We start from the raw sequence: 22,634 nt of genomic DNA, 5'->3' as shown, positions 1-22,634 counted from the left end.
GCTGAGCTAGGCGATGGGAGCAAGAACGAACTTCCAATGAAGCGGCGCCATCGACGACGTAAATCGAAAACGGCTATTTAGTCATAACGTAGGACTATCCGCAGCCGGAGGACTGTGAGTGGAGGGGCATACCTCACGAAAGCACAGGGGGAGCAATAAAAAAATTTAACCGGCTGAAGCCTATGGGCAAACCGCGCGAAACAGGCCATTCTCGCCCCGATTGCGGGAGAGGCACGATGGATATTCTGGGATATTTCAACGATTTGGTCGCCATCAACGCACTGGGCAACGCGACCGAGCACTCCTATCGTCCGGTCCTGCAAAAGCTCTTCGACGCCATCGACCCCGATATCCGGTCGCAGAACGAACCCAAGCGGTTGACCGATGTGGGTGCGCCGGATTTTTCGTTCCACCGAGGCGACCTGGTGATAGGCCACTGCGAGGCAAAAGACCTTGTGATCGACCTCAAGGGCTATATTGCCAAGGAGGGAAAGGAGCAGTTCAATCGCTACCGCAAGGCGCTGCCCAATCTCATATACACAAACGGCCTGACTTTCCTCTTCTACAAGGACGGAGAGCTACGTCACGAGGTCACCATCGGCGAGCAAATGATGGGCTGGCGCCCGATCCCCGATGCCTTCGGCGCGCTGGAACACGCGCTCAAGGACTTCGCCGCGCAGCGACCGCAGACGATCCGCTCACCCGCCACGCTGGCCAAGCTGATGGCGGGCAAGGCGGTCCTTATCAAGGACATCCTCGGCAAGTCACTGACAGCAGACATCAAGGCCGAGGAAAGCACCGGACTGACCGACATCTTGGGCCAATACAAGGCGTTCAAGGAACAGCTCCTGCATGATATCAAGCCCGATGAATTCGCGGATATCTACGCCGAGACCATCGCCTATGGCATGTTCGCCGCGCGCCTGCACGACGAAACGCCCAGCGACTTCTCGCGCGAGGAAGCGCTGCATCTGCTGCCGAAATCCAACCCGTTCCTGCGCTCGCTTTTCGGCTATATCGCCGGGCCGACCCTCGATGACCGCCTCGTCTGGGTGATCGACGATCTGGCCGATATCTTTCAGGCTACCGACATGGCCAAGGTCATGGCGGGCTTTGGCTCGCTCACCAAGCGGCAAGACCCGTTCATCCATTTCTACGAAGACTTCCTGAGCGAATATAACCCCGCCAAGCGCAAGTCGCGCGGTGTCTGGTATACGCCCGAGCCGGTGGTGAAATTCATCATTCGCGCGGTGGACGAGGTGCTGCAGACCGAATTCGGCCTGCCGCTGGGCCTGGCTGACACGTCAAAAATCACCGTGTCCGACTGGGACACGGGCGAGACGAAGAACGGCAAGCCCGTCACCATCCGCAAGGAACTGCACCGAGTCCAGATTCTCGATCCGGCGACTGGCACCGGCACCTTTCTGGCCGAGGCTATCGCCCGGATTGCCGAGAAGATCCAAGGCATGGCGCCAGGCAAATGGTCGGGCTATGTCGAGGAAAGCCTGATCCCCCGCCTTCATGGGTTCGAGCTTTTGATGGCCTCTTACGCGATGTGCCACATGAAGCTCGACATGGTGCTGACGGAACTTGGCTACAAGCCGATCAAGGCACCGCGGCTGGGCGTTTACCTGACCAACTCGCTTGAAGAGGGTGAGCGCGACGTGCGTGACCTGTTCATGGCGCAATGGCTGACCCGCGAGGCGCGCGAGGCCAACACGATCAAGCGCCAGATGCCGATCATGTGCGTGATCGGCAATCCGCCCTATTCGGGGATTTCCCAGAACATGGGCGACTGGATCAACGGTCTGATCGAGGATTACAAATATGTCGACGGAGTGCATTTCGGTGAGCGCAAGCACTGGTTGCACGACGACTATGTGAAGTTCATCCGCCTGTCGGAAAGCCTGATCGAGAAGACCGGCGAGGGTGTCCTGGGCTTCATCACCAATCATGGCTATCTCGACAACCCCACCTTCCGGGGCATGCGCTGGCACCTGATGCAGACCTTCGACAAGATCTATGTGCTGGATCTGCACGGGAATGCGAACAAGAAGGAGGTCACGCCGGACGGTGGTGCCGATGAAAACGTCTTCGATATTCAGCAAGGCGTTGCGATCATCATTGCGGTGAAAAAGAAGGGTAGTAGTAAGACGCCGGCCAGCGTCTACCATGCAGAGCTGTGGGGCTCCCGGAGCTCGAAGAACCGGATGCTTTCTGAAGAGCATCTCGCAGGCGAGCGCTATCAGAAAGTCTCCAGTGAAGCCCCGCAGTTCGCGTATATTCCCCAGCGTTCCGAATTTGCGGAGCAATATCAAAAGGGAATTCCGCTTCCCGATCTTCTCTCTGTCACGGTGACTGGCATTGTGACGATGGGGGATGGTTTTGCTTTGGCCGAAAACGACACCGAACTGCAGGCGCACCTCGACGATCTGACGCAAAACGAGAACACCGAACTTTCTTTGAAATCTCGGTATGCGCTGGGGAAGAATTACGCGCAGTGGATACTGGGGAATAAGGCTTCTCTGTCCCAAGAGCCGCCGCCAAATCCTGTCTCGCTGGTATATCGCCCCTTCGACATGCGCAGGACCTATTTCGACAATCGTATTCTTTGGCGGTGGCGCGAGAAGGTCATGAGGCACATGCTTCATGAAGGCGCATTGGGTCTGGTTGTTGCAAAGCAAAGCAAGGATCAGAACGGCGCGCTGGTTGCGTCAACGATATGCGCCCACAAGGCTTACGACGCCTACGACATCAACTATGTCTTTCCCCTCTACCTCTACCCCACCGAGCAAGACCTTGACCAAACCCGCCGCATCAACCTCGATCCCAAGCTCTGGAAAACGCTGCGTGCTCTGGCGGCGGATGCCGCACATGGCGAGCCCGACGAGGTGGCGACCTTCGATTACATCTATGGCGTGCTGCATTGCCCCGCCTACCGCGAAACCTATGCGGAATTCCTGAAGATCGACTTTCCGCGCATCCCTTGGCCGGCCTCACCGGCAGAGTTCTGGGATATTGCCGCCAAGGGGGGTGAATTGCGCCGCCTGCACCTGATGCAGCCCGAAGCGATCGGCGCGACCCCCTATCCCTTTACTGGCGAGGGTGACGACATCGTGGATAAGACGCGCCTTGAGGGCAGCCGTATCTGGATCAACGACACGCAGGGTTTTGACGATGTGCCGGACGGCGCTTGGGACTTCTGGATCGGCGGCTACCAGCCCGCCCAGAAATGGCTCAAGGACCGCAAGGGCCGCGCGCTCAGCTTCGAGGACATCCAGCACTATCAGCGCATCCTGAAGATCCTGTCCGAGACCGACCGGATCATGGGCACGATCAGCATGACGCTCGGAACGGAAAGCACAAGTGAGGAAGGGCAGGGTCAATGATGAAGTGGATTTGGCGTGCAGCGGTGGTCGGTGTCTTGGGCTATGTCGGTTACGTGGGCTATGATCTCCATCGCGGCGGGTATTTCAGCCTCCCAGACCTTGCCGACAACGAGTATCCCATTTCCTTTGCGAGTGGATTTAGGGCGATCGTTTCGTTGCCAGAGGACCGGAAGCAGTCCGCACCCATACCGAAGTTGTTTCGTCGTCTTGCCATGGAAACCCCGGATCGGAACTACTTGGGCGTGCCGCTGGACGTGCCAAGTTGGCTGGCTGACAAGTGGTCGAAATGCTACTCGGGAGATGAGGCCGAGAATGCAAATGCGAAGATCCAGATCGAAGCATCCATGCCAGATAAGCTGCGCAACGATCTGATAGGCGCGCGCCTCGATGCCGTTTGTGGCTTTGAGCTTGAAGATGGCACCATGCGAACACGCGGCTATATCTACTCGATCCCGAAACTTTGATAGCTTCCGAAAGCTTATAGCCACTTGCGACGTTTCGTGTCGCAACGCTTTGTCTCTCAGCCTCTAAGCATCGACGAGGGTCGACCTGTTTATCGCATTTGTTCCGCCGAAAAACTCCACCTGCATCTCGCGCCCGCCGTTCAGTCTTTCTGGAACTCGCGGCTCCCGTGGACGCTCGAACCGTGTTAAGATTGGGTTATGAAGAGTTTCCGAGACGCCATCCTTGAGGCGCGCCCAGAGATAGCCGAGCGCGAAGCCGAATTTCGAGATAAGATCCATCTTGCGATAAAGCTTCGAGCTCTGCGCGACGCCGCGAACCTGACACAGGACCAGATTGCAACCCTGTCCGAGTTGTCGCTCGAAGATGTTCAGGCGTGCAAAGCGCTGACCGGCGAAATGCCGGCGCCCGACGATGTCGCGGCTTATCGATCCGCCATTCACACACATAGGTCTGCTTCAAGACGCTCGACGAACCCATCAAGATCGTAGACGGCAACGCGGAGTATCGCCCTCGCACTACCTGTTGCCAGGCGTCCCTTGCGCGTCACTTGCCAATGCCCGCATCCAAGACCGAGCCAAGCGTGCGCTATCTCGCCCCGCCCGGTGCGGCGCGCGATGGCGCTCCAGAAACTCATAGAGATCATCAAGCACACGCCCTGAAAACGAGCGGAACGACGCCGCATGAAAGTCTTCGATGAAGATCTCTCCCTCGCGTCCAATGAGCGCAAGCAAACGATCCAGCCATAGTGTCTCATAAGGCGGCGCATCGGACAGAACCACGCACCCCCGGAGCTCTTCAAATGCCTTTTCCGCGACGGCGATCGCGTCGGGCCCATCAAGAAGCTCATTGAAAGGGATGTTGTGGACCTTCGCACTCTTCTCCGACCATTCGGAAATCGGCCAACTTGTATCCGGTCGGATCGTGCTGTCCCAAGTAGCAACACTGACGCCCTCTTCTCCGAACAGCAGACGAGAGACCCCGATCTCGATGGGCCAGGATGCGGCACTCACGGAACATGCCTCGAAGTCGAGGAAACGGATGCGCGTGAAATGATCGATAGTTGTCATAGAGCAAACAGGCCGAGACCCTCGACCACCTCCTTTTTCGTCGCTTCTGTCACCACTCGCGCGCGCTCCGTGCCCGCCCGGATCACGTCGAGCACGAAATCCGGTTCTTGGGCAAACTCCGCGCGCCGGTTTCGGATCGGTGCGACAAGGGCCTGAAGGATCTCGTCGAGCCGTTTCTTGATCTGCCCATCGCCCAGCCCGCCATGCCGATACCGCGCCTTGAGCTCCTCGAGGGTCTGGGTATCCGGATCGAAGGCGTCGAGATAGGTGAAGACGACATTTCCCTCGACACGACCGGGATCTTCGACACGCAGATGTGCCGGATCGGTAAACATCGCGCGCACCGCTGCCGAGATCTGATCGGGTGTCGCCGAGAGCGGGATCGCATTGCCACCCGACTTCGACATCTTGGCCCTCCCATCAACGCCAGGGAGACGCCCGGCGCGCGGGATGATCGCCCGCGCCTCGGGCAAGACATCGCGCCCCGCGACGGCGTTGATCCGACGCACGATCTCATTGGTCTGCTCGATGAGCGGCGCCTGATCTTCTCCGACCGGAACGACGGTGGCCTTGAAGGCCGTGATGTCCGCTGCCTGCGCTGCGGGATAGCATAGAAAGCCCGCGGGAATGTCGCGGCCGAACCCGCGCGCCGCGATCTCTGTCTTGATCGTCGGATTGCGCTCCAGCCGCGCAACGCTCACGAAGTTCAAATAGAGCATCGACAGCTCGGCCAGTGCCGGCAGATGCGATTGCAGGCAGATCGTGCTCTTCGTGGGGTCGATCCCGACGGCGAGATAGTCGAGTGCCACCTCAATCACGTTACGGCGCACCTTCGCCGGATCATGCGCATTGTCCGTCAGCGCCTGCGCATCAGCCAGAAGCAGATAGGTCTCAAGGCTGTCCTGCAGGTCCAGCCGCGAGCGCAAAGACCCGGCATAATGGCCGAGATGCAGGGGGCCGGTCGTGCGATCACCGGTCAGGAGTATGGGTTGGGTCATGGTGTCCTCTCAAGATGGGAGGGACGCCGCAAAGGAAGCTGGAAACAAGAAAAGGCCGCCTTCGCGGCGGCCCGGGTAGCATGAAGCGTCCGGCCGCCTATCAGCTGGCCGGCCACCAGAAGTTTGCGGTGGCGATCATGTGTTCCATGACCAGGTGCATAGAGGCTCCGAGCACGCCCGTCAACGCAAGGATATCGCCAGCCAACCGCGTTTTGGGGCGGCAGCGACGGCGACCCATCTACTGAAGGCAAACGCACGGAATATTGGCTGATTTTCACTTTCCAAAAGAAGAAATTTGTGGTTTGAATCCAGTTGACAAGCAGGTGTTTTCCAAACCTTGGAAATCGTGAAATTCACGCGAAAACTTGTGGGCCAGAAGCGAAAACCTTTAGGCAGTTTCCGCGAAATACTATGGGCGGAAACAGTTCGAAAAAATCCGATATATCGAGATTGGACGCGACACGCTTCGCGCCACCCTACATCGGGTTTTAGGGCAGCGCATAACGCTTCGCGCTGCCCATAAGTTTTCGCGAAACGCCCATTAGGCTTCGTTTCTGGCGTTTCGGCCTACAAGGCGGGCACAAGAGATTCTCGGCTTCTGATCAGTCTCTTTTGAAGGGTTTCAGGCCCAGTTTCGGTTCCTGAGCAACAGGTTGGCTTCACCCTGGGAGGACACTCTGTTTGGCGCTTACTCTGTAAGAGATTCGATCGGCAGTTATTGATCTCGGCCCGACAAAGGGCGGGGAGCGGTCGTTCGCTGCGCGAGAGCCCAGGGTCCAGGCATGCGAGGTTGACTGGAGAGAGTGTGTCGACTTTGGCCAATTGGGAACGGCCATACGGCCAGGCTCCGCAGAACTGTCGCCGGTTCTCATCATATCCGGGTTTCACTGACCAAACGCAGGCCGAGATGCGCGGGCGGGCTTCCGACGGCGCAGCCGCCCCGCGCGGGGTCGCGGACGAGGAACGGGATCGCTGCGACATGCTCGCCGCCTGCGAAGAAGGCCGCGCATTTCTTCGGATCGACTGCGCCGCCACCCTCCCCGCCATAGCAGTCCTGCGTCCATTCCCAGACCGAGCCGTCGAGATCGACGATCCCCTCGGCGCTGGTGGAGAAACTGCCCCGTGGCGAGAGCTTTCGCGGCGCGAGGCCGCTCGTGAGGTAGGTCGAAGCCCATGTCAGATCGGGATCGGTGAAGATCGGATCTTCCTTTTCCGGTAGCACGTCCTTGGCCATGAACTGCCATTCGGCAATCGTCGGCAGCCGGAAGTCGTGGCGCGCCTTGCGATTGATCCAGCCCAGATACTGCTCGACATCGACATGGCTCAGCCCGGTGGCCGGCGTCGTCGCCGTCTCGCTGCCGGGCGGAGCGCGTAAGGCAAGCTCGCAGGCGCCGTCCGCGTGGCACCGGTTCCACTCGGCAACCGTCACTTCGTATTTCTGAACGTAGATCGCATGGCCGTCGGGCAGCGTCACCACCCGCTCGGCCATCTGCGGCACGTAGTCGAGATCGGGACCGCGCAGGAAACCCCACGCGGCCCCGAGGGCGATGATCGCCGCGCCCGCCGCAAGCACCTTCCGAAGGGAACGACGGGGCGCGAGGAAAGCGAGCTTGGCGATCATCTCCGGTCTCCTTGGCTCAGGTTTCCACCACATGGGGCGGCGTCACCTGCTCCATCAGAGCGTTGTCCCAAGCGCCGTCCACGACGAAGTGGGCCGTGGCACCCAGCAGGGCGGCCTCGATCAGGTTGTGGTTGACATAGGCGTAGACGCCCGGCTGCAGGAAGGTATACATCGCGGCCCCCGCGCTGCCGCCGCGGATGAACCAGGTCTCCTGATCCTTCTGCGGGGGATTGGCGAACTTGCCGTTCTCCCAGACATGGTCGCCATGACCGCCGATCAGGTGCGGACGGCTGTCGCGGTTGGCCTGATTGTGGATCATCAGAACCGTGTCGCCGACCTTGGCCTTGAAGGCGTTCTCGCCCGTGAGCGCGCCGACCGAACCGTTGAAGACAGAGTGGGTCGGCGTGAGCGTCCGCATCGCCTCGACGCTGTCGGCGAAGTCCTCGCCGGCGACTTCGTAGGTCTTGTAATCACCGTTCTCGTCCATCGGCAGGTAGAAGTCCTGCTCGCCGATATAGGCGATCGTGTCGTAGCGCAGCGGGTTGCCCTCGGCATCCTTGAGCCCGTCACGCGGCAGCACCATCAGCGTGCCGTTCATGCCGTGGGTGACGTGATAGGGGATCATCGCCCCGCCCGGCGCACAGTGATAGGTGAACACGCCCGGCCGCGTCGCCTTGAAGCGCAGCACCGTTTCCTCGCCGGGATAGACATGGGTCAGGCCACCGCCGCCCAGAGCGCCCGAAGAGGCATGGAAGTCGATATTGTGCTCCATCTGCGAGGCGGCAGGGTTGCTCAGGGTCAATTCGACATAGTCGTCTTGGTGCACGATGATCAGCGGGCCGGGAACCGAGCCGTTATAGGTCAGCGCCCAGATGCTGGCGCCGGTGTCCTCGTCCACCGTCAGCAGGACCTCGCGGGTCTCCATCCGGATCTCGACGATCTTCGGGCCACCGGTCGCGACTTGCTCATGTTTGGGCGCGAAGGGCGGTGCGACAAGCTCCTGCTGGACGCGGGTATAGCCCGACATGAACAACCGCATCGTCGAGATGGCGACCCAGCAGGTCGAGCAGCGGGTGGCGAATGCGCTCCTGCGCCTGATCAATCAGACCGGGCGCAAGGTCGAGACCGGGATCGAGATCGACTTCCCGATCACCCGGCAGGATCTCTCGGAAATGACCGCGACGACGCTGCACACGGTCTCGCGGCTATTGAGCGCTTGGGAAAAGCAGGGAGTGGTCGCCAGCCGCCGCAAGCGGATCACCGTCACCGATCCGCACCGTCTGGTGCTGATTTGCCGGGGCGAGGCTCCGCCGTCTCGATAGACGCCGCAATAGCCGCGTCCAGCTCGGCGATGAAGTCGTCGAGATCGAGCCGATATTCGGTGCAGGCATCGTCGATCGTGTGGAACGGGTTCACGAGACAGCCCACACAGAGCATCTTGTGACGCATGAATACCTCGATCGTGGCAGGCCAATCGCGCATCAGCGCGTCGAGCGTGGCATCGGGGTTCTTCCAGCTGGCTTTTGACATGGCGGGACCTCTCTGCCGACCAAGCTAATCCCGGCAATCCAGTCAAACGTTGTGCTGGCGCAAACTTCCCAACTGCGAACGCCGCTATCCCTCGGGCCATCGACTGACCCCCAAGGGAGGCCCCAATGGCTGAAATCTTGACCAAGTCGCGGGCGCGAAACATCTTTTACGGAGGATCCATTTTCTTCGTGCTGGTGTTCATCGCACTGACCGCGCAGAGCCACTTTTATATCGTGAACCACTCGACCGCCTCCGCGCCGCTGACCGAACAGGTCGCGCGCGGCAAGGGCGTGTGGGAACGCAATTCCTGCATCAACTGCCACACCCTGCATGGCGAGGGCGCCTATTTCGCGCCCGAGGTCGGCAACGTGATGACCCGCTGGGGCGTCGCCGACGATCCGCAGGGCGCCTACGAGACGCTCGACGCCTGGATCGCGGCGCAGCCCTCCGGCATCGAGGGCCGCCGCCAGATGCCGCATTTCGAGATCAGCGAAGAGGACATGCGCGCGCTCGCGGAATTCCTCCGCTGGGCCGATCACACCGACACGCAGGGCTGGCCGCCCAATGATGCGGGCTGAGGAGACACCCCGATGAAATACCAATCTCAATCCGTGGCGAAAGCCTATTTCTACTGCGCGATGCTGCTGTTCGGCGTGCAGGTTCTGGGCGGGCTTCTGGCCGGCTGGATCTACGTCTCGCCGAACACGCTCTCCGAGATCCTGCCCTTCAACGTGATCCGGATGATCCACACCAATGCGCTGATCGTCTGGCTGCTGCTGGGCTTCTTCGGCGCGGCCTATTTCCTCGTGCCCGAGGAAAGCGAGCGCGAGATATTCTCGGTCAAGCTCGCCTATCTGCAACTCGCGATCCTGATGATCGGGACGCTGGGCGCGGTCGGCTCCTATCTCGTCGGCATCCATGGCGGGCGCGAATTCCTCGAACAGCCCCTTTGGGTGAAGTTCGGCATTCTCGTCGCCGCCGTGATCTTCCTGATCAACATCTCGCTGACGGTGCTGGCGGGTCGCAAGACCGCGATCACCAATGTGCTGCTGATGGGCCTTTGGCTGCTGTGCCTGCTGTGGATCTTCGCCTTCATTAACCCCGACAACCTGTCGCTCGACAAGATGTATTGGTGGATGGTTGTCCACCTTTGGGTCGAGGCGACCTGGGAGCTGGTGATGGCCGCGATCCTCGGCTTCCTGATGCTCAAGCTGACCGGCGTCGACCGCGAGGTGGTCGAGAAATGGCTCTATGTCATCGTCGCCACCGCGCTGTTCTCCGGCATCCTCGGCACCGGGCACCACTTCTACTGGATCGGCACGCCGGGCTACTGGCAGTGGGTGGGCTCGATCTTCTCGACCTTCGAGGTGATCCCGTTCTTTCTGATGATGTCCTTCGCCTTCGTGATGGTCTGGAAAGGCCGCAAGAACCACCCCAACAAGGCAGCACTCCTGTGGTCGCTGGGCTCATCGACCGTGGCCTTCTTCGGCGCGGGCGTCTGGGGCTTCCTGCACACGCTGCATGGGGTGAACTTCTACAGCCACGGCACGCAGATCACCGCCGCGCACGGCCACCTCGCCTTCTACGGGGCCTATGTGGCGCTCAACCTCGCGGTCTTCACCTATGCGATGCCGATGCTGCGTGGGCGCGATCCTTACAACCAGGTGCTCAATATGGGGGCGTTCTGGCTGATGACCGGGGGCATGGCCATCATGACCTTCGTGCTGACCTTCGCGGGCACGATCCAGACCCACATGCAGCGGGTCGTGGGCGACTACTACATGGATGTGCAGGACAGCCTGTCGATCTTCTACCTGATGCGCTTCGGCGCGGGGGCGGCGGTCGTGCTCGGGGCGCTTCTGTTCATCTACTCCCTCGTCGTGGTGCGTCGGCGTGAAGTCATCGCACCCGGTCCCGCAACCCCCGTGGCAGGAGAATGACGATGTCCCTCGACATGACCAACGACCGCATCCCCTACTACCACCCGACCGGCCGCGAATGCGCCCTGTTCGAGCGCGCCCATGACAACGGTTTGCCCCTTCTTCTGAAGGGGCCGACCGGCTGCGGCAAAACCCGCTTCGTCGAGCATATGGCGGCGCGGCTGAACAAGCCGGTCTACACCGTCGCCTGCCATGACGACCTGTCGGCGGCGGACCTGATCGGGCGCTACCTTCTGAAGGGCGGCGAGACCGAATGGGTCGACGGGCCACTCACCCGAGCGGTGCGCGAAGGGGCGATCTGCTATCTCGACGAGGTGGTGGAGGCGCGCAAGGACGTGACCGTGGTGCTGCACCCGCTCACCGACTCGCGCCGCCGTCTGATCATCGACCGCACCGGCGAGGAGCTGGTGGCCCCCGAAGGCTTCATGCTCGTGGCCTCCTACAACCCGGGCTATCAGAGTGTGCTCAAGCGGCTCAAACCCTCGACGCGGCAGCGGTTTCTGTCGATCGCCTTCGACTTCCCCGAACCCGAGGCGGAGACCCGCGTGATCGCCGCCGAGACCGGCCTGCCGGTCGCGCATGTGGTGCCACTGGTGCGCCTCGCCGGGCATATCCGCAAGCTCTCGGGCATGGATCTCGAGGAAGGCGTCTCGACCCGACTTCTGGTCTATGCCGCGAGGCTGATCGGCGCGGGCATCGCGATCGAGGAAGCGCTGGAGACCGCCGTGGTCCAGGCGCTCAGCGACGAGCCGGACGTGCAGCAGGCGCTGCGCGACCTGATCGCCACGATCTACGGCTGAGGAGCACGCCATGAGACTGATGGACCTGATGGAGCCCGAGGAAACCGTAGGCGAGATCTGGCACGATCTGGCCAAGGATATCGGTCAGGACGATCGCCATCCCGACGCCGCGGTCTCACTGGCCGCGCTGCGCCCCTCGCTCGCGCTGCTGCTGCGCGCGCTTGGCGGCGGTGCGGATGTCGAGATCGTCGAGGCCCCGGCCACCCCGGTCCGTCACCGCCAACCCGTCCGGCGCCGCCTTGGCGCCGGGCGCGAGACCGAGCGCGTCGCCCGCTTCGACGGCGCGCGGCTGCGCCTGCCGCCGGTGATGGACGTCTTCCCCCGATCTGATCTCAACCGTGCCGCTTATTTCTGGCTGACCGCGCTGGCGGCGCTCAGCCGCGACGCGATGCCCGAGCTTCCAGAGACCGACGGGCCGGCGATGGATTGCGCGCAAATCCGCGCCAATGCGCGGGCCTGCGATCTGGCCTATCGCCGCTGCATCGGACTGCGCGCGCCCTACCGCGAGATGGCGGCGCTCACCCTTGCACGTCGCCGCAGATTGTCGCGCCCGGCGGCCGAGGCCGCGCTGGAAGCGGCGCTTTGCGACCAGCTCTCCGCCGACGGCACCCGCGCCCCGCTGCCCGAGACGGCGGAGGGCGCACGCGGTTACATGCCGCTCGCACCGGTGCCGATCTGGCTGCAATTTGCCCCCAACACCGCGGGCCGCAGCGCCGCCTCGGAAGAGGCCGATGCCCCCGCCTCCGCCCCGACCGCGATGGCCAGCACGCAGCGCAAGCATGGCGAGCGCCGCGATCTCGATCAGGCGCGCCGCCGCGACAGCTTCATCATCCACCGTTTCGAGTCGATCCTGTCCTGGGTCGAGGCACTCAACGTCAATCGCTCGGTCGACGACGATGACGAGGACAACGCCGCCAAGGCCGCCGAGGATCAGGACCAGATCACCCTGACCCGCCACGACCGCAAAGCTGCGACGCGGCTGCGGCTGCATCTCGACCTGTCGCCCGCCGAGGCGGAGCACGAGGCGCTGGCGGGCGCGCATGTCTACCCCGAATGGAACCACCGCAGCCGCGCCTACATGGAGGGTCACTGCCGGGTGCTCGATGCGCCCGCGCGGCCCGAAGCCACGCAAACCTTCCGCGCCGATCCGCGCTATATCCGCGCCGTGCGCCGCCAGTTCGAGGCGCTGCAACCGCGCCGCATCCTGCGCCCGCGCCAGATCGACGGGACCGAGCCGGATCTCGACGCCGTCATCGCCAGCCGCGCCGATCTCGCCGCGACCGGGCGGGGCAGCGACCGGATCTGGCAAAGCCTGCGCAAGGTGGAACGCGACCTCGCCGTGGCCTTTCTGATCGACACCTCGCGCTCCACCGAAGCCGCGATCGGCGAAAGCTGCGTGCTCGACATCGCGCGCGAGGCGATGTCCGCGCTGGCCGAGGGGCTGGACGCGGCGAACGACCGTTTCGCGATGTGGGGCTTCTCGTCGCTCCGCCGCGACCGGGTGTTCCTGACGCGGGTGAAAGGCTTCGAGGCCCCGATGGCGCCGCCGATCCACGCCAATATCGCGGCGCTGCGCCCGGGCCATTACACGCGGCTCGGCACCGCGATCCGCCACGTCTCGGCACAGCTCGCGCAGGAGAGCGCGAGCCGCAAACTGCTGATCGTGCTGACCGACGGCAAGCCCAACGATCTGGATCACTACGAGGGCCAGCACGGCATCGAGGACAGCCATATGGCCGTACGCGAGGCCCGTCGCGCAGGCCAGAGCCTGCACGGCGTCATCATCGACGAGGACGGGCAGGACTGGTTCGCGCGCATTTTCGGGCGCGGCGGCTTCACCCTGCTGCCCCGGCCCGAACGGCTGCTGCGCGCCCTGCCCGATATCTACCGCTCGCTCACACAGGAGACCTGACATGCGCAAACTGACCCTTCTTCTCGCCCTCGCCCCAGCCGCTGCACAGGCGGCCAGCTTCGAGCGCCCGATCCCGCAGGCGCAATCGGCCACAGCCGAGTTCTGGTTCGCGCTGGCGGCGCTCGCGCTCGTCGCGGCACTGGCGGTGGTGGCGCGGGTGGTCGCCCGGCGATGAGCGCGCGCTGGTCCCCCGCCCGGATTGCGCTGATGCTCTACCCGTTCGGCTGGGGCGCCTTCGCGGTCAACGTGTTCTTCGCCTCGCTGATCGGGTCGTGGGTCGGGCTGCCTGTCGCGACCCCGGTCGTCTCGCTGGGTCTGGGTGCGGTGGTTGCCGCGCCTGCGACCTACGCTTTCGCATGTCACATCCGGCGGCTGATGGACGCCGCCGAAAGCTGAAAGGAGCCGATCATGGCCCTATCTTCCGCAGAACAGATGCGCCGCTGGCAGGGCCCGGCGCTGCTGTCGGGCGGCTTTCGCCCGTTCTTCTTTTTCGGCGCTGTCTGGGCCGCGCTGGCGATGGCGCTTTGGGTGCCGGCACTGACTGGGCTGATCGAGTTGCCGACGCGGCTCGACGCGGTCAGCTGGCACGCCCATGCCTTCCTCTTCGGCTATCTCGGCGCGGCGATCGCGGGCTTTCTGCTGACGGCGGTGCCGAACTGGACCGGACGACTGCCGGTCGTGGGTTGGCCGCTCCTTGGCCTCTTCACGCTCTGGGCGCTCGGGCGGCTGGGGTTGCTGGTCTCGGCGCATCTGCCTTTCGCACTGGTCGCGAGCTTCGATCTCGCCTTCCCGCTCGCGCTTGGAGGCGTCGTGCTGCGTGAGATCGTGGCAGGGGAGAACTGGCGCAATTTGCCAGTGCTGGGATTGCTGAGCGTCTTCACCCTCGCGGACCTTCTGTTCCTGATCGAAGCCGCCCGCGGTGGCTATGCCGCCGACGGGCTTGGGATGCGGCTCGGCCTTGCCGCGGTGCTGATGATGGTCGCGCTGATCGGGGGGCGGATCATCCCCTCCTTCACGCGCAACTGGCTGGTCAAGGAGAACCACCCCGCGCGCCCTGCCCCGCCGATGCAACGCTTCGACAAGATCGCCATGGTCGCTGCGGGTGCGGCGCTGCTGGCTTGGGTCACCTTGCCCGAGGCGCAGCTGACCGCGGCGCTACTGCTCGCGACCGGGCTGCTGCATCTCGTGCGGCTCTGGCGCTGGAAAGGCGGGCTGACGCTGCGCGCGCCGATCCTGTTCGTGCTGCATCTGGCCTATGTCTGCCTGCCGCTCGGGGCGCTGACGCTTGGGTTCGCGATCCTGTTCCCCGCCGCCCTCACTCCGGCCACCGCCCTGCATCTCTGGACGGCAGGCGCGCTTGGTGGGATGACGCTGGCGGTGATGAGCCGTGCCTCGCTCGGCCATACCGGTCGCCCGCTGGAGGCCGGGGCCGGAACCGTCGCGGTGTATGCCGCCCTCTTCGTGGCGATGATCGCACGGCTCCTCGCGGGCTGGCTTGGCCTAAGCGCGCTTTATTCGGTCTCCGGCGTGGCTTGGTGCGGCGCTTTCCTCGGCTTCGCGATCCTCTATGCTCCGGTGCTGTGGCAACCCAGACGGAGGGCGCAATGATGTGGCTGGCTTATGGCGGAGTGTTCGCGGCCTTCCTCGCGACCCATTCGATCCCGACGCGTCCGTCGGTGAAGGCGCGACTGGTGGCGGCGCTCGGCGGGTCCGGTTTCACGCTTGGCTATTCGCTCCTGTCGACGGCGATGCTGCTGATCCTGATCCGCGCCGCCGCATGGCCCGATCCGATTTACCTGTGGCCCACCACCCTTTGGGCGATGGAGGCAACAAAGGCTGGGATGGCGCTGGTCTGCATGTGGTGCGCGGTGGCGCTCGGCCATGCCAACCCGTTCTCCTTCGGCGGCAGCCGCCGCAAGGAGTTCGACCCCGACCGCCCCGGCATCGTGCGCCTCACGCGCCACCCGATGCTGCTGGGCCTCGCGAGCTGGGCGGGGTTGCACCTTCTGCCGAACGGCGATCTGGCGCATGTGCTGCTGTTCGGGGCGCTCGGAGGTTTCGCGCTGCTTGGCATGCGACTGATCGACCGCAAGCGCCGCCGGGAGATGGGTCCGGAGGTCTGGACCCAAACGCTGCGCCGGACGAAAGCGGCTCCCGCCCTTGCAGGGCTCACGCTGGCCGATCTCGGGCGGGCTGGTCTTGGCCTCGTGGCTTACATGGCGCTACTGCATCTGCATGAATATTTCGCAGGCGTCGCTCTGGTTTAGAGTGCGCGCGTTTCGAAAGCCTCGAGGATGACCGTGAAGGCTGACACGTCCCATCAGTTTCTATGACGGGAAGCCGACATTCGTTGCGCTTGGCACTGCCGTCCGGTTCGGGCTGTCAGCTGATAATCAAACTATAAGAGCGGCCAGCCGATACGCGTTGCGCGCTGGCCGAGAGTCTGTCGGCGTATTCCAGAACGCAGCAAAGTCTTGGATCAGTTTCATAAAGAGTAATGATCGCTTCGAGAAGAACTCTCGCTGGGCTTGCGGGGCGTGATCTGCAGTAGTATCTCACATGAGCCGAGAAGATTTCGAGGCCGGTGTGGTTATTCCGGCCCTCTGTCAAACAGAGATCCAGTCGCACCAGTCTGCGAACCCGCGGCATCGACCTATCATTGGTCGGTGTCGGGGGAGTTGCGTCTGCCCCGTCCGACCACAACTTGGAAAAGACGGAAATGAAACGAAAGACTCTCGTTCTTGCGCAATTACTGATCACCTTCATGATGGCTTTCCTGATGTCTGGCACCATGTCCCTCATCGCCATTGGGCCGACTGCGGAATGGCTCGCGAACTGGCCGCGGCAGGCGCTCATCGCGTGGCCAATCGCCTTCATCTTCACGCAAGTCACCACCCCTTTGGCCTTCGCGTTGGCGAACCGTGCGACGGCAGAGAGAGCTTAGACTCAAGCTAAGAACATGCACCGGGGTTTTGGCGTCGGTGCATGAAACTCGGGCACTGTTCAGAGATCATTCAGACCAAACCAAGATTTCGGCGCACTTATGCGCGTAAAAGTTTGTGCGGCTAAAACCTCGGAAAGACCCGACCGTCCATCAACTTGCGCGCCGTGCGCAATGTGCCTGCATTGGTAACGCGTCCGGTCTCATCCTGTGCAATCAAAACCTCTGCCGCGCCTGTAGGGTGTTCGATTCTGAAGCTGCCACCGGCAGGCAATATTGCGAGTTCCGCCGCGGGCGAGCCCTCCAACGTGCAAGCGGTCGCGACCGACACGGCCGCGAAAACCCCGATCGTCGCGTGGACGCGATGCGGGATGAGGCTGCGGGTCAAAATCGCGCCGCCTGTTCTGGGAGCAGAAACCAGCGTCATCTTCGGCACGGATTTCTCGGTGACATCACCAAGGTTCATCATCGGGCCAACTTCTCGGCGGATCGCCTCGATCCGCGCTTTGACCTCATCCAGCGCCTCGATCTCGTCGCGGCTTTCCTCGCCCGTCAGACCGAAATCGGAGGCGCGCATCACCACGACGGGCATTCCGTTATCAATCAGCGTGCAGTCGATGCCCCGCACCGTGTCACATGTGCGCCCCGTCGGCAGCAGCGCACCGCACATCGAGCCCGCGAGCCCTTCGAACATCAGCGGCACTGGAGCGGCCGTGCCGGGCACGCCGTCGATCGCCGCATCACCTTCGTAGCGCACGCGACCGACCGGCGTCTGGATCGTCGCGACCGCCACTTCTCCGGTGTTCACCATGTGGATGCGCACCTGCGTCTCGTCCTCTGTCGCCGCAACCAATCCGCGCTCGATCGCCGCCGGCCCGACCCCGGCGAGGATGTTGCCGCAGGCCTGAGCATCCGACACCAACGCACGATCGACAAAGACCTGCAGGAAAAGGTAATCGACATCGGCATCGTCGCGCGTGGACCGGGATAGCACCGCGACCTTCGAGGTCAGCGGATCGGCCCCGCCGATCCCGTCGATCTGGTTCGGATCGGGTGAGCCCATGATCCGCAGCAAAATATCGTCGCGGGCCGATGGATCAGCTGGAAGATCGGCGGCGAGGAAATACGCGCCTTTCGACGTGCCGCCCCGCATCCACAGGCAGGGAATCCCCTCGTCGCTCATATCGGTCTCCCTTCGACTTGGTCCAAATATCCCGGGGGTGAATTCGCGGAACGCGAAGAGGGGGCGGCGCCCCCTGCCCCGCTCAGATGTATTTCAGACCCTTCGCCTCGAGCCGCGGGCGCATGTCGTAGATGTCGAGCCCGAGTTCGCCCGCAGCAAGACGTTTGCGCTTGGCCTCTTCGGCCGCTTCGCGTTTCTGCGCCGCGGCCAACGCTGCATCGGCATCCTCGCGCTTGACCACGCAGACGCCGTCGTCATCGGCGACGACGATATCGCCCGGAGAAACGATCTGGCCCGCGATCGCGATCGGCACGTTGACCGACCCGAGGGTCTCTTTCACGGTGCCCTGCGCCGAAATGGCTTTCGACCAGACGGGGAAACCCATCTCGGTCAGATCGCGCACGTCGCGCACGCCGGTTTCTGTGATCAGCCCCCGGCAGCCCCGCGCCATTGCGGAGGTCGCGAGCAGATCGCCGAAATAGCCATTATCGCAAGGCGAGGTCGGCGCCATCACAAGCACATCGCCCTCCTGCAGCTGCTCGATCGCGACATGGATCATCCAGTTGTCGCCCGGCGCCGCCGAGATCGTCACTGCGGATCCCGCGATGCGCGCGCCGGAATAGATCGGGCGCATGTAGCTTTGAAAACAACCAATGCGTCCCTGCGCTTCGTGAACGGTCGCGACGCCCGCCGCAGCGAGCCCATCGATGACGGTCTGATCGGCGCGTTGGATATTTTGAACGACGACGGGCATGAGATGCCTCCTTGCGATGACTTATTTCTTGATCGGCGGAGTGCCGTGGGTGTGGAAGGTCTCGATCGTCTTGAGGCCCCAGGCCTGCCCCTTCTTGCGGTCGGCTTCGGTCCAGACGACCGGCTCCCAGTCGGGATCGAGGATCAGCCGCGCGCCGGCATTGGCGATCTCGACACGGTTCCCGGCGGGCTCCCAGACATAGAGGAAGAACGTGTTCTGGATCGCGTGCTTATGCGGTCCGGTCTCGATATGGACGCCGTTCTCGAGGAAGATGTCGGCGGCGCGCAGGATGTCCTCGCGCTGATCGGCAGCATAGGTGACATGGTGGAACCGGCCCCGTCCTCCGCCATGCTCCTCGGTGCAGGCGAGGTCGTAACCCTTGTTGTTCACGGTGAACCAGCAGCCGCCCAGTCGCCCGTTGTCGAGCTTGATCATCTCGGTCACGCGCGAGCCGAGACAGGTTTCCATAAAGCGCCGGAATTCGGTCACGTCCTCGGAAAGCAGGTTCAGGTGATCGAGCCTGCGCGGCGCCGCGCCAGTATGGTGGAAGCGCGAAGCGTTGTTCTTCAGCGCGGGCTTGTCAGCTTCGCCATGCTGGTATTTCACCGTGTCGAAATAAATCTCGAACACATGACCGAACGGATCTTCAAAGCGAAAAGCGCGCCCGTGGCTCAGATCGCCGTCGTTCCAGCCGATCACCTTGAACTCCGAGGCTTCGATCGCGGCAACCCGGCGCTCCAGCGCGGCCTGCGAACTGGCACGATAGCCGATATGGCCGACGCCGGTCGTGTCCGACCGGGTGAGCTTCAGCGTCGCGAATTCGTAGTCGTCCCAGGCGCGGAGATAGGCCGAGGCCTCGTCCTGTCCCGAGACGGTCAGCCCGTAAACCCGGGTGAAGAAATCGAGGCTCTCTTCGAACTTGTCGGTCAGCATCTCGACATGGCCCAGATGGGCGATATCGTAACAGGGTTCCTGGAGTTGGCTCATCGTCTTCCTCCTCTCACGCCTGCCCGGCAAGGCATTGGCAGCGCGTGGCATTGACACCGTCTCGGCCCGTGCGCCCGGGCCGGGGCAAAAACCTCACAACTCGTCGACCGGGCGCGGGAAGATCGACTGGAAGCCTTCGGCATATTTACAGTCACGTCCGCCTGACATGCCGCCGGAATTTCTCTTGAAGTGGTTTGCACGTTGCTGGGCGACGCGGGTGTAATAGTCCCACAAATGGACCTGCCCGTTCATGCATTCCATCGCGGCGCGCTTCCTGTCCCAGACCGAGGTGATGTCGAGGAAGGTGTCGGGCTTCCAGCCCATCTGCTCGGTCTGGTGCGGCTCAAACAGGTAAAGCTGCGGCGCGCCGAGCACCTTCTCGCCCGGATTGTGCCCCCAGGCCTGCGCGATCATCCGCGCCTCGAGCGCAATCTGCGTCGTATACATGTGGTCGGTGTTATAGGGGTCGTATTGCGAATGACTCAGCATGAAACGCGGCTGAACCTTCCGGATCACGTCCACCAGCTTCATCTTGTCGTCCTGGCTCAGATGCAGGGGATAGTCGCCCAGATCGAAACTCACCAGCTCATGCACACCAAGCGCCTTGGCTGCAGCATCCGCCTCCGCGTAACGGATGTCCTTGACCTCCTGAAGCGATTTACCTTCCTTCCAGAGCCGCGCGCTTTCGCCGCGTTCGCCAAAGGAGAGGCAGGCGACCGTCACCTCGTAGCCCATCTCGGCATGCAGCGCGATTGCACCGCCGCAACGCCAGACGAAATCGGCGGCATGGGCGGAAATGACGAGGGCGGTTTTCTTCTCCGACATGGGAACCTCTCGAGAAATGCGTTGGCCCGAGATAAGGAGCGCCAGCGCGAAAATCGCAAATTGGAAAGCCTTGCCCGGGTATAAGCTAAGGCTATACTGACTTTGAATTCGGACCCGTTTGCGCGAGATATCCCCCAAGCAGGGAGGGCTTCGCGCATGAAGGAAAATTCGATGCAGGAAATCGTGGTGATCGGCTTCGGCGAGGCGGGGCGCGCATTCGCCACGGGTTGGGGGCGCAAAACCTGCGCGCGTGCAACCTGCTATGACCTCAAGCTCGATACGCCCGAGACCGCCGCACCGATCCGGGAGGCCGCCACGGCGCTCGGACTGCATCCGGCGGCGAACCGGGCGGAGGCGTTGGCCCATGCGAAAACGGTGTTTTGCCTCGTGACGGCGGATCAGGCGGTGACGGCGGCGCGGGAATGCGCCCCCCACCTGCCGAATGGGGCGCTTTGGCTCGACTGCAATTCCTGCGCGCCCGAAAGCAAGCGCGCGGCGGCGGAGGTGATTGCCGAGGCCGGCGGCCTCTATGTCGATGTCGCGGTCATGTCGCCTGTTCATCCGAAGCTGCATCGCACGCCGCTCTTGCTTTCTGGCCCGGGTGCCACGGAAGCGATTTCCTGGCTCGGCAGGCTGGACATGGAAGCACGCCGGATCGACGATCAGGTCGGATCCGCGTCGTCGATCAAGATGATCCGCTCGGTGATGATCAAGGGGTTGGAGGCGCTGACGGCGGAGTGCTTTCTCGCTGCACGTAAGGCGGGTGTCGCGGACGAAGTGCTTGGGTCGCTCATGGCGTCCAACCCGGAAATGAGCTGGGACAGCCGCGCTGCCTATAACCTCGAGCGGATGATGGAGCATGGCATTCGCCGCGCAGCGGAGATGCGCGAAGTGGTGCGCACACTCGACGGGCTGGGCCTTCCCTCAGACCTGACCGCGGCGGTATCCGAATGGCATGATCGGATCGGCGGGATGGGGCTGAAAGGGCGCGACGGTGACCTCGACACACATGCGCGGGAAATCTTGGAGCGGCTATGATCGACGCCAACCTTCGCCACCTTCGGGTGTTCCTCGCGGTTGCGGCAGGCGGCTCGATCACCCGCGCGGCGGAGCTCTGTCATGTCTCGCAGCCCGCCGTCACGCAGGCCATCGCCAAGCTCGAGGCAGAAGCGGGCACCGCGCTCTTCACCCGCACGACGCAGGGGCTGTTCGCGACCGAAGCGGGCGAGGTGCTGCGCCACAGAACAGTGCGCGCGCTCGACGCGCTCGATACGCAACTGACCGAGTTCGCGCCGCGTCTGAAGCTCACCGCGACCCGCGCGCAATTGCAGGCGCTCATCGCGGCGGCGGAGGCGCAGAACTTCTCGCTCGCCGCGCGACGCTTGGGCGTCTCCCAACCCACCGTCCATCGCGCGATCACCCAGCTCGAGAAGGAAGCGGGACGCGCGCTGTTTCAGCGCAGCCCCTTCGGGATCGTGCCGACGCGCGGCTGCGCCAATCTTGCGCGCATCGCGCGGCTGGCCTTTGTCGAACTGGAGCAGGCCCGCGCGGAACTCGGCGATCTGAGCGGACGCGAGGTCGGCCAAATCGTGATCGGGGCCATGCCGCTTTCGCGCAGTCATGTCCTGCCGAAGGCCATCGTGGCCTTCCGGAAGACGCGCCCGAACATGGCGGTGAAGGTGCTCGAAGGGAGCTATAACGAGCTGCTCGGCGGTCTGCGCCGCGGCGAGATCGACTTCCTGATCGGCGCGCTGCGCGATCCGGCCCCGATCGGGGATGTCGTGCAGGAAAAGCTCTTCGACGACACGCTGGTCGTCCTGGCGGGACGCGATCATCCTCTTCTCGGCCAACCGCTTCCCGCGGCGGACGAACTCGCCAATTGGCCCTGGCTCGTGACCCGCGAAGGCACGCCGACCCGCGCACAGTTCGAAGCCGTCTTTTCCGATGCCGGGGTGAACCTTCCGCGCGGGCTGATTGAGACCGGCTCGGTGATCTTGATGCGCGAGATGGTGCAGGACGGCCGCCACCTCGCTTGCGTCTCGCGCGCGCAAGCCGAGGGCGAGATCGAACGCGGGCTCGTCGAGGTCCTTACCGACGACTTCAGCGGCACCCGCCGCCCCATCGGGCTGACGCTTCGCGACGGCTGGGAGCCCACACCCGCGCAGGCACAGATGCTGATGGCGGTGCGCTCCACCTAAGGCAGCTATAGCATCAGCTTATGC

The 22,634-nt window shown here is 63.1% G+C and carries 23 protein-coding genes and 1 pseudogene; 14 read left to right on the top strand and 10 right to left on the bottom strand.

The genetic code is table 11. The features are described 5' to 3' along the window. The first annotated feature begins 236 nt into the window (after nt 1-236). Both BMI86_RS17355 and BMI86_RS17350 read left to right on the top strand, forming a co-directional pair. Entirely contained in the window at nt 237-3,389 is a 3,153-nt protein-coding gene (locus BMI86_RS17355; protein ID WP_078542453.1) for a type ISP restriction/modification enzyme, read from the top strand. Beyond that, entirely contained in the window at nt 3,386-3,853 is a 468-nt protein-coding gene (locus BMI86_RS17350) for a hypothetical protein (protein ID WP_078542452.1), read from the top strand. Before BMI86_RS17355 ends, BMI86_RS17350 begins: the two co-directional genes overlap by 4 nt. Before the next feature lie 63 nt (nt 3,854-3,916). On the opposite strand, the gene BMI86_RS17345 is transcribed toward BMI86_RS17350, so the two are convergent. The 5 genes from BMI86_RS17345 to nirK form a co-directional block, all read right to left on the bottom strand. Beyond that, complete coding sequence (locus tag BMI86_RS17345) at nt 3,917-4,294, bottom strand: hypothetical protein (RefSeq protein ID WP_168173885.1); 378 nt, start codon at nt 4,292-4,294, stop codon at nt 3,917-3,919. 75 nt (nt 4,295-4,369) lie between these two features. Then, nucleotides 4,370-4,921, bottom strand: coding sequence for a hypothetical protein (locus BMI86_RS17340; RefSeq protein ID WP_078542450.1), 552 nt, complete (start codon nt 4,919-4,921; stop codon nt 4,370-4,372). Continuing rightward, a complete protein-coding gene (trpS, locus tag BMI86_RS17335) occupies nt 4,918-5,919 on the bottom strand; it encodes a tryptophan--tRNA ligase (protein WP_078542449.1) in 1,002 nt (333 codons plus the stop codon). The genes BMI86_RS17340 and trpS overlap by 4 nt, the downstream gene beginning before the upstream one ends. A gap of 871 nt (nt 5,920-6,790) precedes the next feature. Continuing rightward, a complete protein-coding gene (locus tag BMI86_RS17330; RefSeq protein ID WP_078542448.1) occupies nt 6,791-7,540 on the bottom strand; it encodes an SUMF1/EgtB/PvdO family nonheme iron enzyme in 750 nt (249 codons plus the stop codon). Between the two features lie 16 nt (nt 7,541-7,556). After that, the gene (nirK, locus tag BMI86_RS17325) at nt 7,557-8,588 is read right to left on the bottom strand and encodes a copper-containing nitrite reductase (protein ID WP_246831762.1); all 1,032 of its coding nucleotides are present in this window, start codon (nt 8,586-8,588) and stop codon (nt 7,557-7,559) included. Here nirK and BMI86_RS17320 point away from each other — a divergent pair. Continuing rightward, nucleotides 8,563-8,862, top strand: a pseudogene (locus BMI86_RS17320) (Crp/Fnr family transcriptional regulator); the annotation flags it as partial. The gene nirK and the pseudogene BMI86_RS17320 sit on opposite strands and share 26 nt — an antisense overlap. Here BMI86_RS17320 and BMI86_RS17315 read toward each other — a convergent pair. Continuing rightward, nucleotides 8,804-9,070, bottom strand: a complete 267-nt coding sequence (locus tag BMI86_RS17315) for a DUF1858 domain-containing protein (RefSeq protein ID WP_078542446.1) — start codon at nt 9,068-9,070, stop codon at nt 8,804-8,806. The pseudogene BMI86_RS17320 and the gene BMI86_RS17315 sit on opposite strands and share 59 nt — an antisense overlap. A 125-nt stretch (nt 9,071-9,195) precedes the next feature. On the opposite strand from BMI86_RS17315, the gene BMI86_RS17310 reads away from it, so the two are divergent. From BMI86_RS17310 to BMI86_RS17270, 9 genes are all read left to right on the top strand, one after another. Then, on the top strand, nt 9,196-9,648 hold the full coding sequence (locus BMI86_RS17310) for a cytochrome c (RefSeq protein WP_078542445.1): 453 nt from the start codon (nt 9,196-9,198) through the stop codon (nt 9,646-9,648). Nucleotides 9,649-9,660: 12 nt separating this feature from the next. Next, nucleotides 9,661-11,010 (top strand): cbb3-type cytochrome c oxidase subunit I, encoded by a 1,350-nt coding sequence (locus tag BMI86_RS17305; RefSeq protein ID WP_078542444.1) that lies wholly within the window; start codon nt 9,661-9,663, stop codon nt 11,008-11,010. A gap of 2 nt (nt 11,011-11,012) precedes the next feature. Further along, nucleotides 11,013-11,810, top strand: a complete 798-nt coding sequence (locus tag BMI86_RS17300; protein ID WP_078542443.1) for a CbbQ/NirQ/NorQ/GpvN family protein — start codon at nt 11,013-11,015, stop codon at nt 11,808-11,810. A 10-nt stretch (nt 11,811-11,820) separates the two neighbouring features. Beyond that, the gene (locus tag BMI86_RS17295; RefSeq protein ID WP_078542442.1) at nt 11,821-13,722 is read left to right on the top strand and encodes a VWA domain-containing protein; all 1,902 of its coding nucleotides are present in this window, start codon (nt 11,821-11,823) and stop codon (nt 13,720-13,722) included. Between the two features lies 1 nt (nt 13,723). Continuing rightward, nucleotides 13,724-13,897, top strand: a complete 174-nt coding sequence (locus BMI86_RS17290) for a protein NnrT (protein ID WP_078542441.1) — start codon at nt 13,724-13,726, stop codon at nt 13,895-13,897. Further along, nucleotides 13,894-14,118 carry an NnrT protein gene (locus BMI86_RS17285; RefSeq protein WP_078542440.1) on the top strand — a complete coding sequence of 75 codons (225 nt, stop codon included), beginning with the start codon at nt 13,894-13,896 and terminating at the stop codon, nt 14,116-14,118. Before BMI86_RS17290 ends, BMI86_RS17285 begins: the two co-directional genes overlap by 4 nt. A 12-nt stretch (nt 14,119-14,130) precedes the next feature. Continuing rightward, nucleotides 14,131-15,330 (top strand): NnrS family protein, encoded by a 1,200-nt coding sequence (locus BMI86_RS17280; protein WP_078542439.1) that lies wholly within the window; start codon nt 14,131-14,133, stop codon nt 15,328-15,330. Beyond that, a complete protein-coding gene (locus BMI86_RS17275; RefSeq protein WP_078542438.1) occupies nt 15,327-15,989 on the top strand; it encodes an NnrU family protein in 663 nt (220 codons plus the stop codon). Before BMI86_RS17280 ends, BMI86_RS17275 begins: the two co-directional genes overlap by 4 nt. Before the next feature lie 452 nt (nt 15,990-16,441). Then, nucleotides 16,442-16,666 (top strand): DUF2798 domain-containing protein, encoded by a 225-nt coding sequence (locus tag BMI86_RS17270; RefSeq protein WP_078542437.1) that lies wholly within the window; start codon nt 16,442-16,444, stop codon nt 16,664-16,666. A 121-nt stretch (nt 16,667-16,787) separates the two neighbouring features. Here the strand turns inward: BMI86_RS17270 and BMI86_RS17265 are convergent, their stop codons facing one another. From BMI86_RS17265 to BMI86_RS17250, 4 genes are all read right to left on the bottom strand, one after another. Then, on the bottom strand, nt 16,788-17,846 hold the full coding sequence (locus BMI86_RS17265) for a 4-oxalomesaconate tautomerase (RefSeq protein ID WP_078542436.1): 1,059 nt from the start codon (nt 17,844-17,846) through the stop codon (nt 16,788-16,790). Nucleotides 17,847-17,928: 82 nt separating this feature from the next. Continuing rightward, the gene (locus BMI86_RS17260; RefSeq protein ID WP_078542435.1) at nt 17,929-18,600 is read right to left on the bottom strand and encodes a 4-carboxy-4-hydroxy-2-oxoadipate aldolase/oxaloacetate decarboxylase; all 672 of its coding nucleotides are present in this window, start codon (nt 18,598-18,600) and stop codon (nt 17,929-17,931) included. A gap of 21 nt (nt 18,601-18,621) precedes the next feature. After that, nucleotides 18,622-19,587: a VOC family protein gene (locus tag BMI86_RS17255; RefSeq protein WP_078542434.1), complete on the bottom strand. Its 966-nt coding sequence runs from the start codon at nt 19,585-19,587 to the stop codon at nt 18,622-18,624. 93 nt (nt 19,588-19,680) lie between these two features. After that, complete coding sequence (locus tag BMI86_RS17250; protein WP_078542433.1) at nt 19,681-20,412, bottom strand: PIG-L deacetylase family protein; 732 nt, start codon at nt 20,410-20,412, stop codon at nt 19,681-19,683. Nucleotides 20,413-20,568: 156 nt separating this feature from the next. Here BMI86_RS17250 and BMI86_RS17245 point away from each other — a divergent pair, with 156 nt between their 5' ends. After that, a complete protein-coding gene (locus tag BMI86_RS17245) occupies nt 20,569-21,450 on the top strand; it encodes a DUF1932 domain-containing protein (RefSeq protein WP_143594852.1) in 882 nt (293 codons plus the stop codon). Further along, nucleotides 21,447-22,610 (top strand): LysR family transcriptional regulator, encoded by a 1,164-nt coding sequence (locus BMI86_RS17240; RefSeq protein ID WP_078542432.1) that lies wholly within the window; start codon nt 21,447-21,449, stop codon nt 22,608-22,610. Before BMI86_RS17245 ends, BMI86_RS17240 begins: the two co-directional genes overlap by 4 nt. The last annotated feature ends 24 nt before the right edge of the window (nt 22,611-22,634 follow it).

This window comes from Thioclava sp. DLFJ5-1 (assembly GCF_002020115.1).
In the GTDB taxonomy this organism is placed as follows: domain Bacteria; phylum Pseudomonadota; class Alphaproteobacteria; order Rhodobacterales; family Rhodobacteraceae; genus Thioclava; species Thioclava sediminum.
Note: the sequence above shows the minus strand (reverse complement) of the source record. Positions and strands in the feature narration are given on the sequence as shown.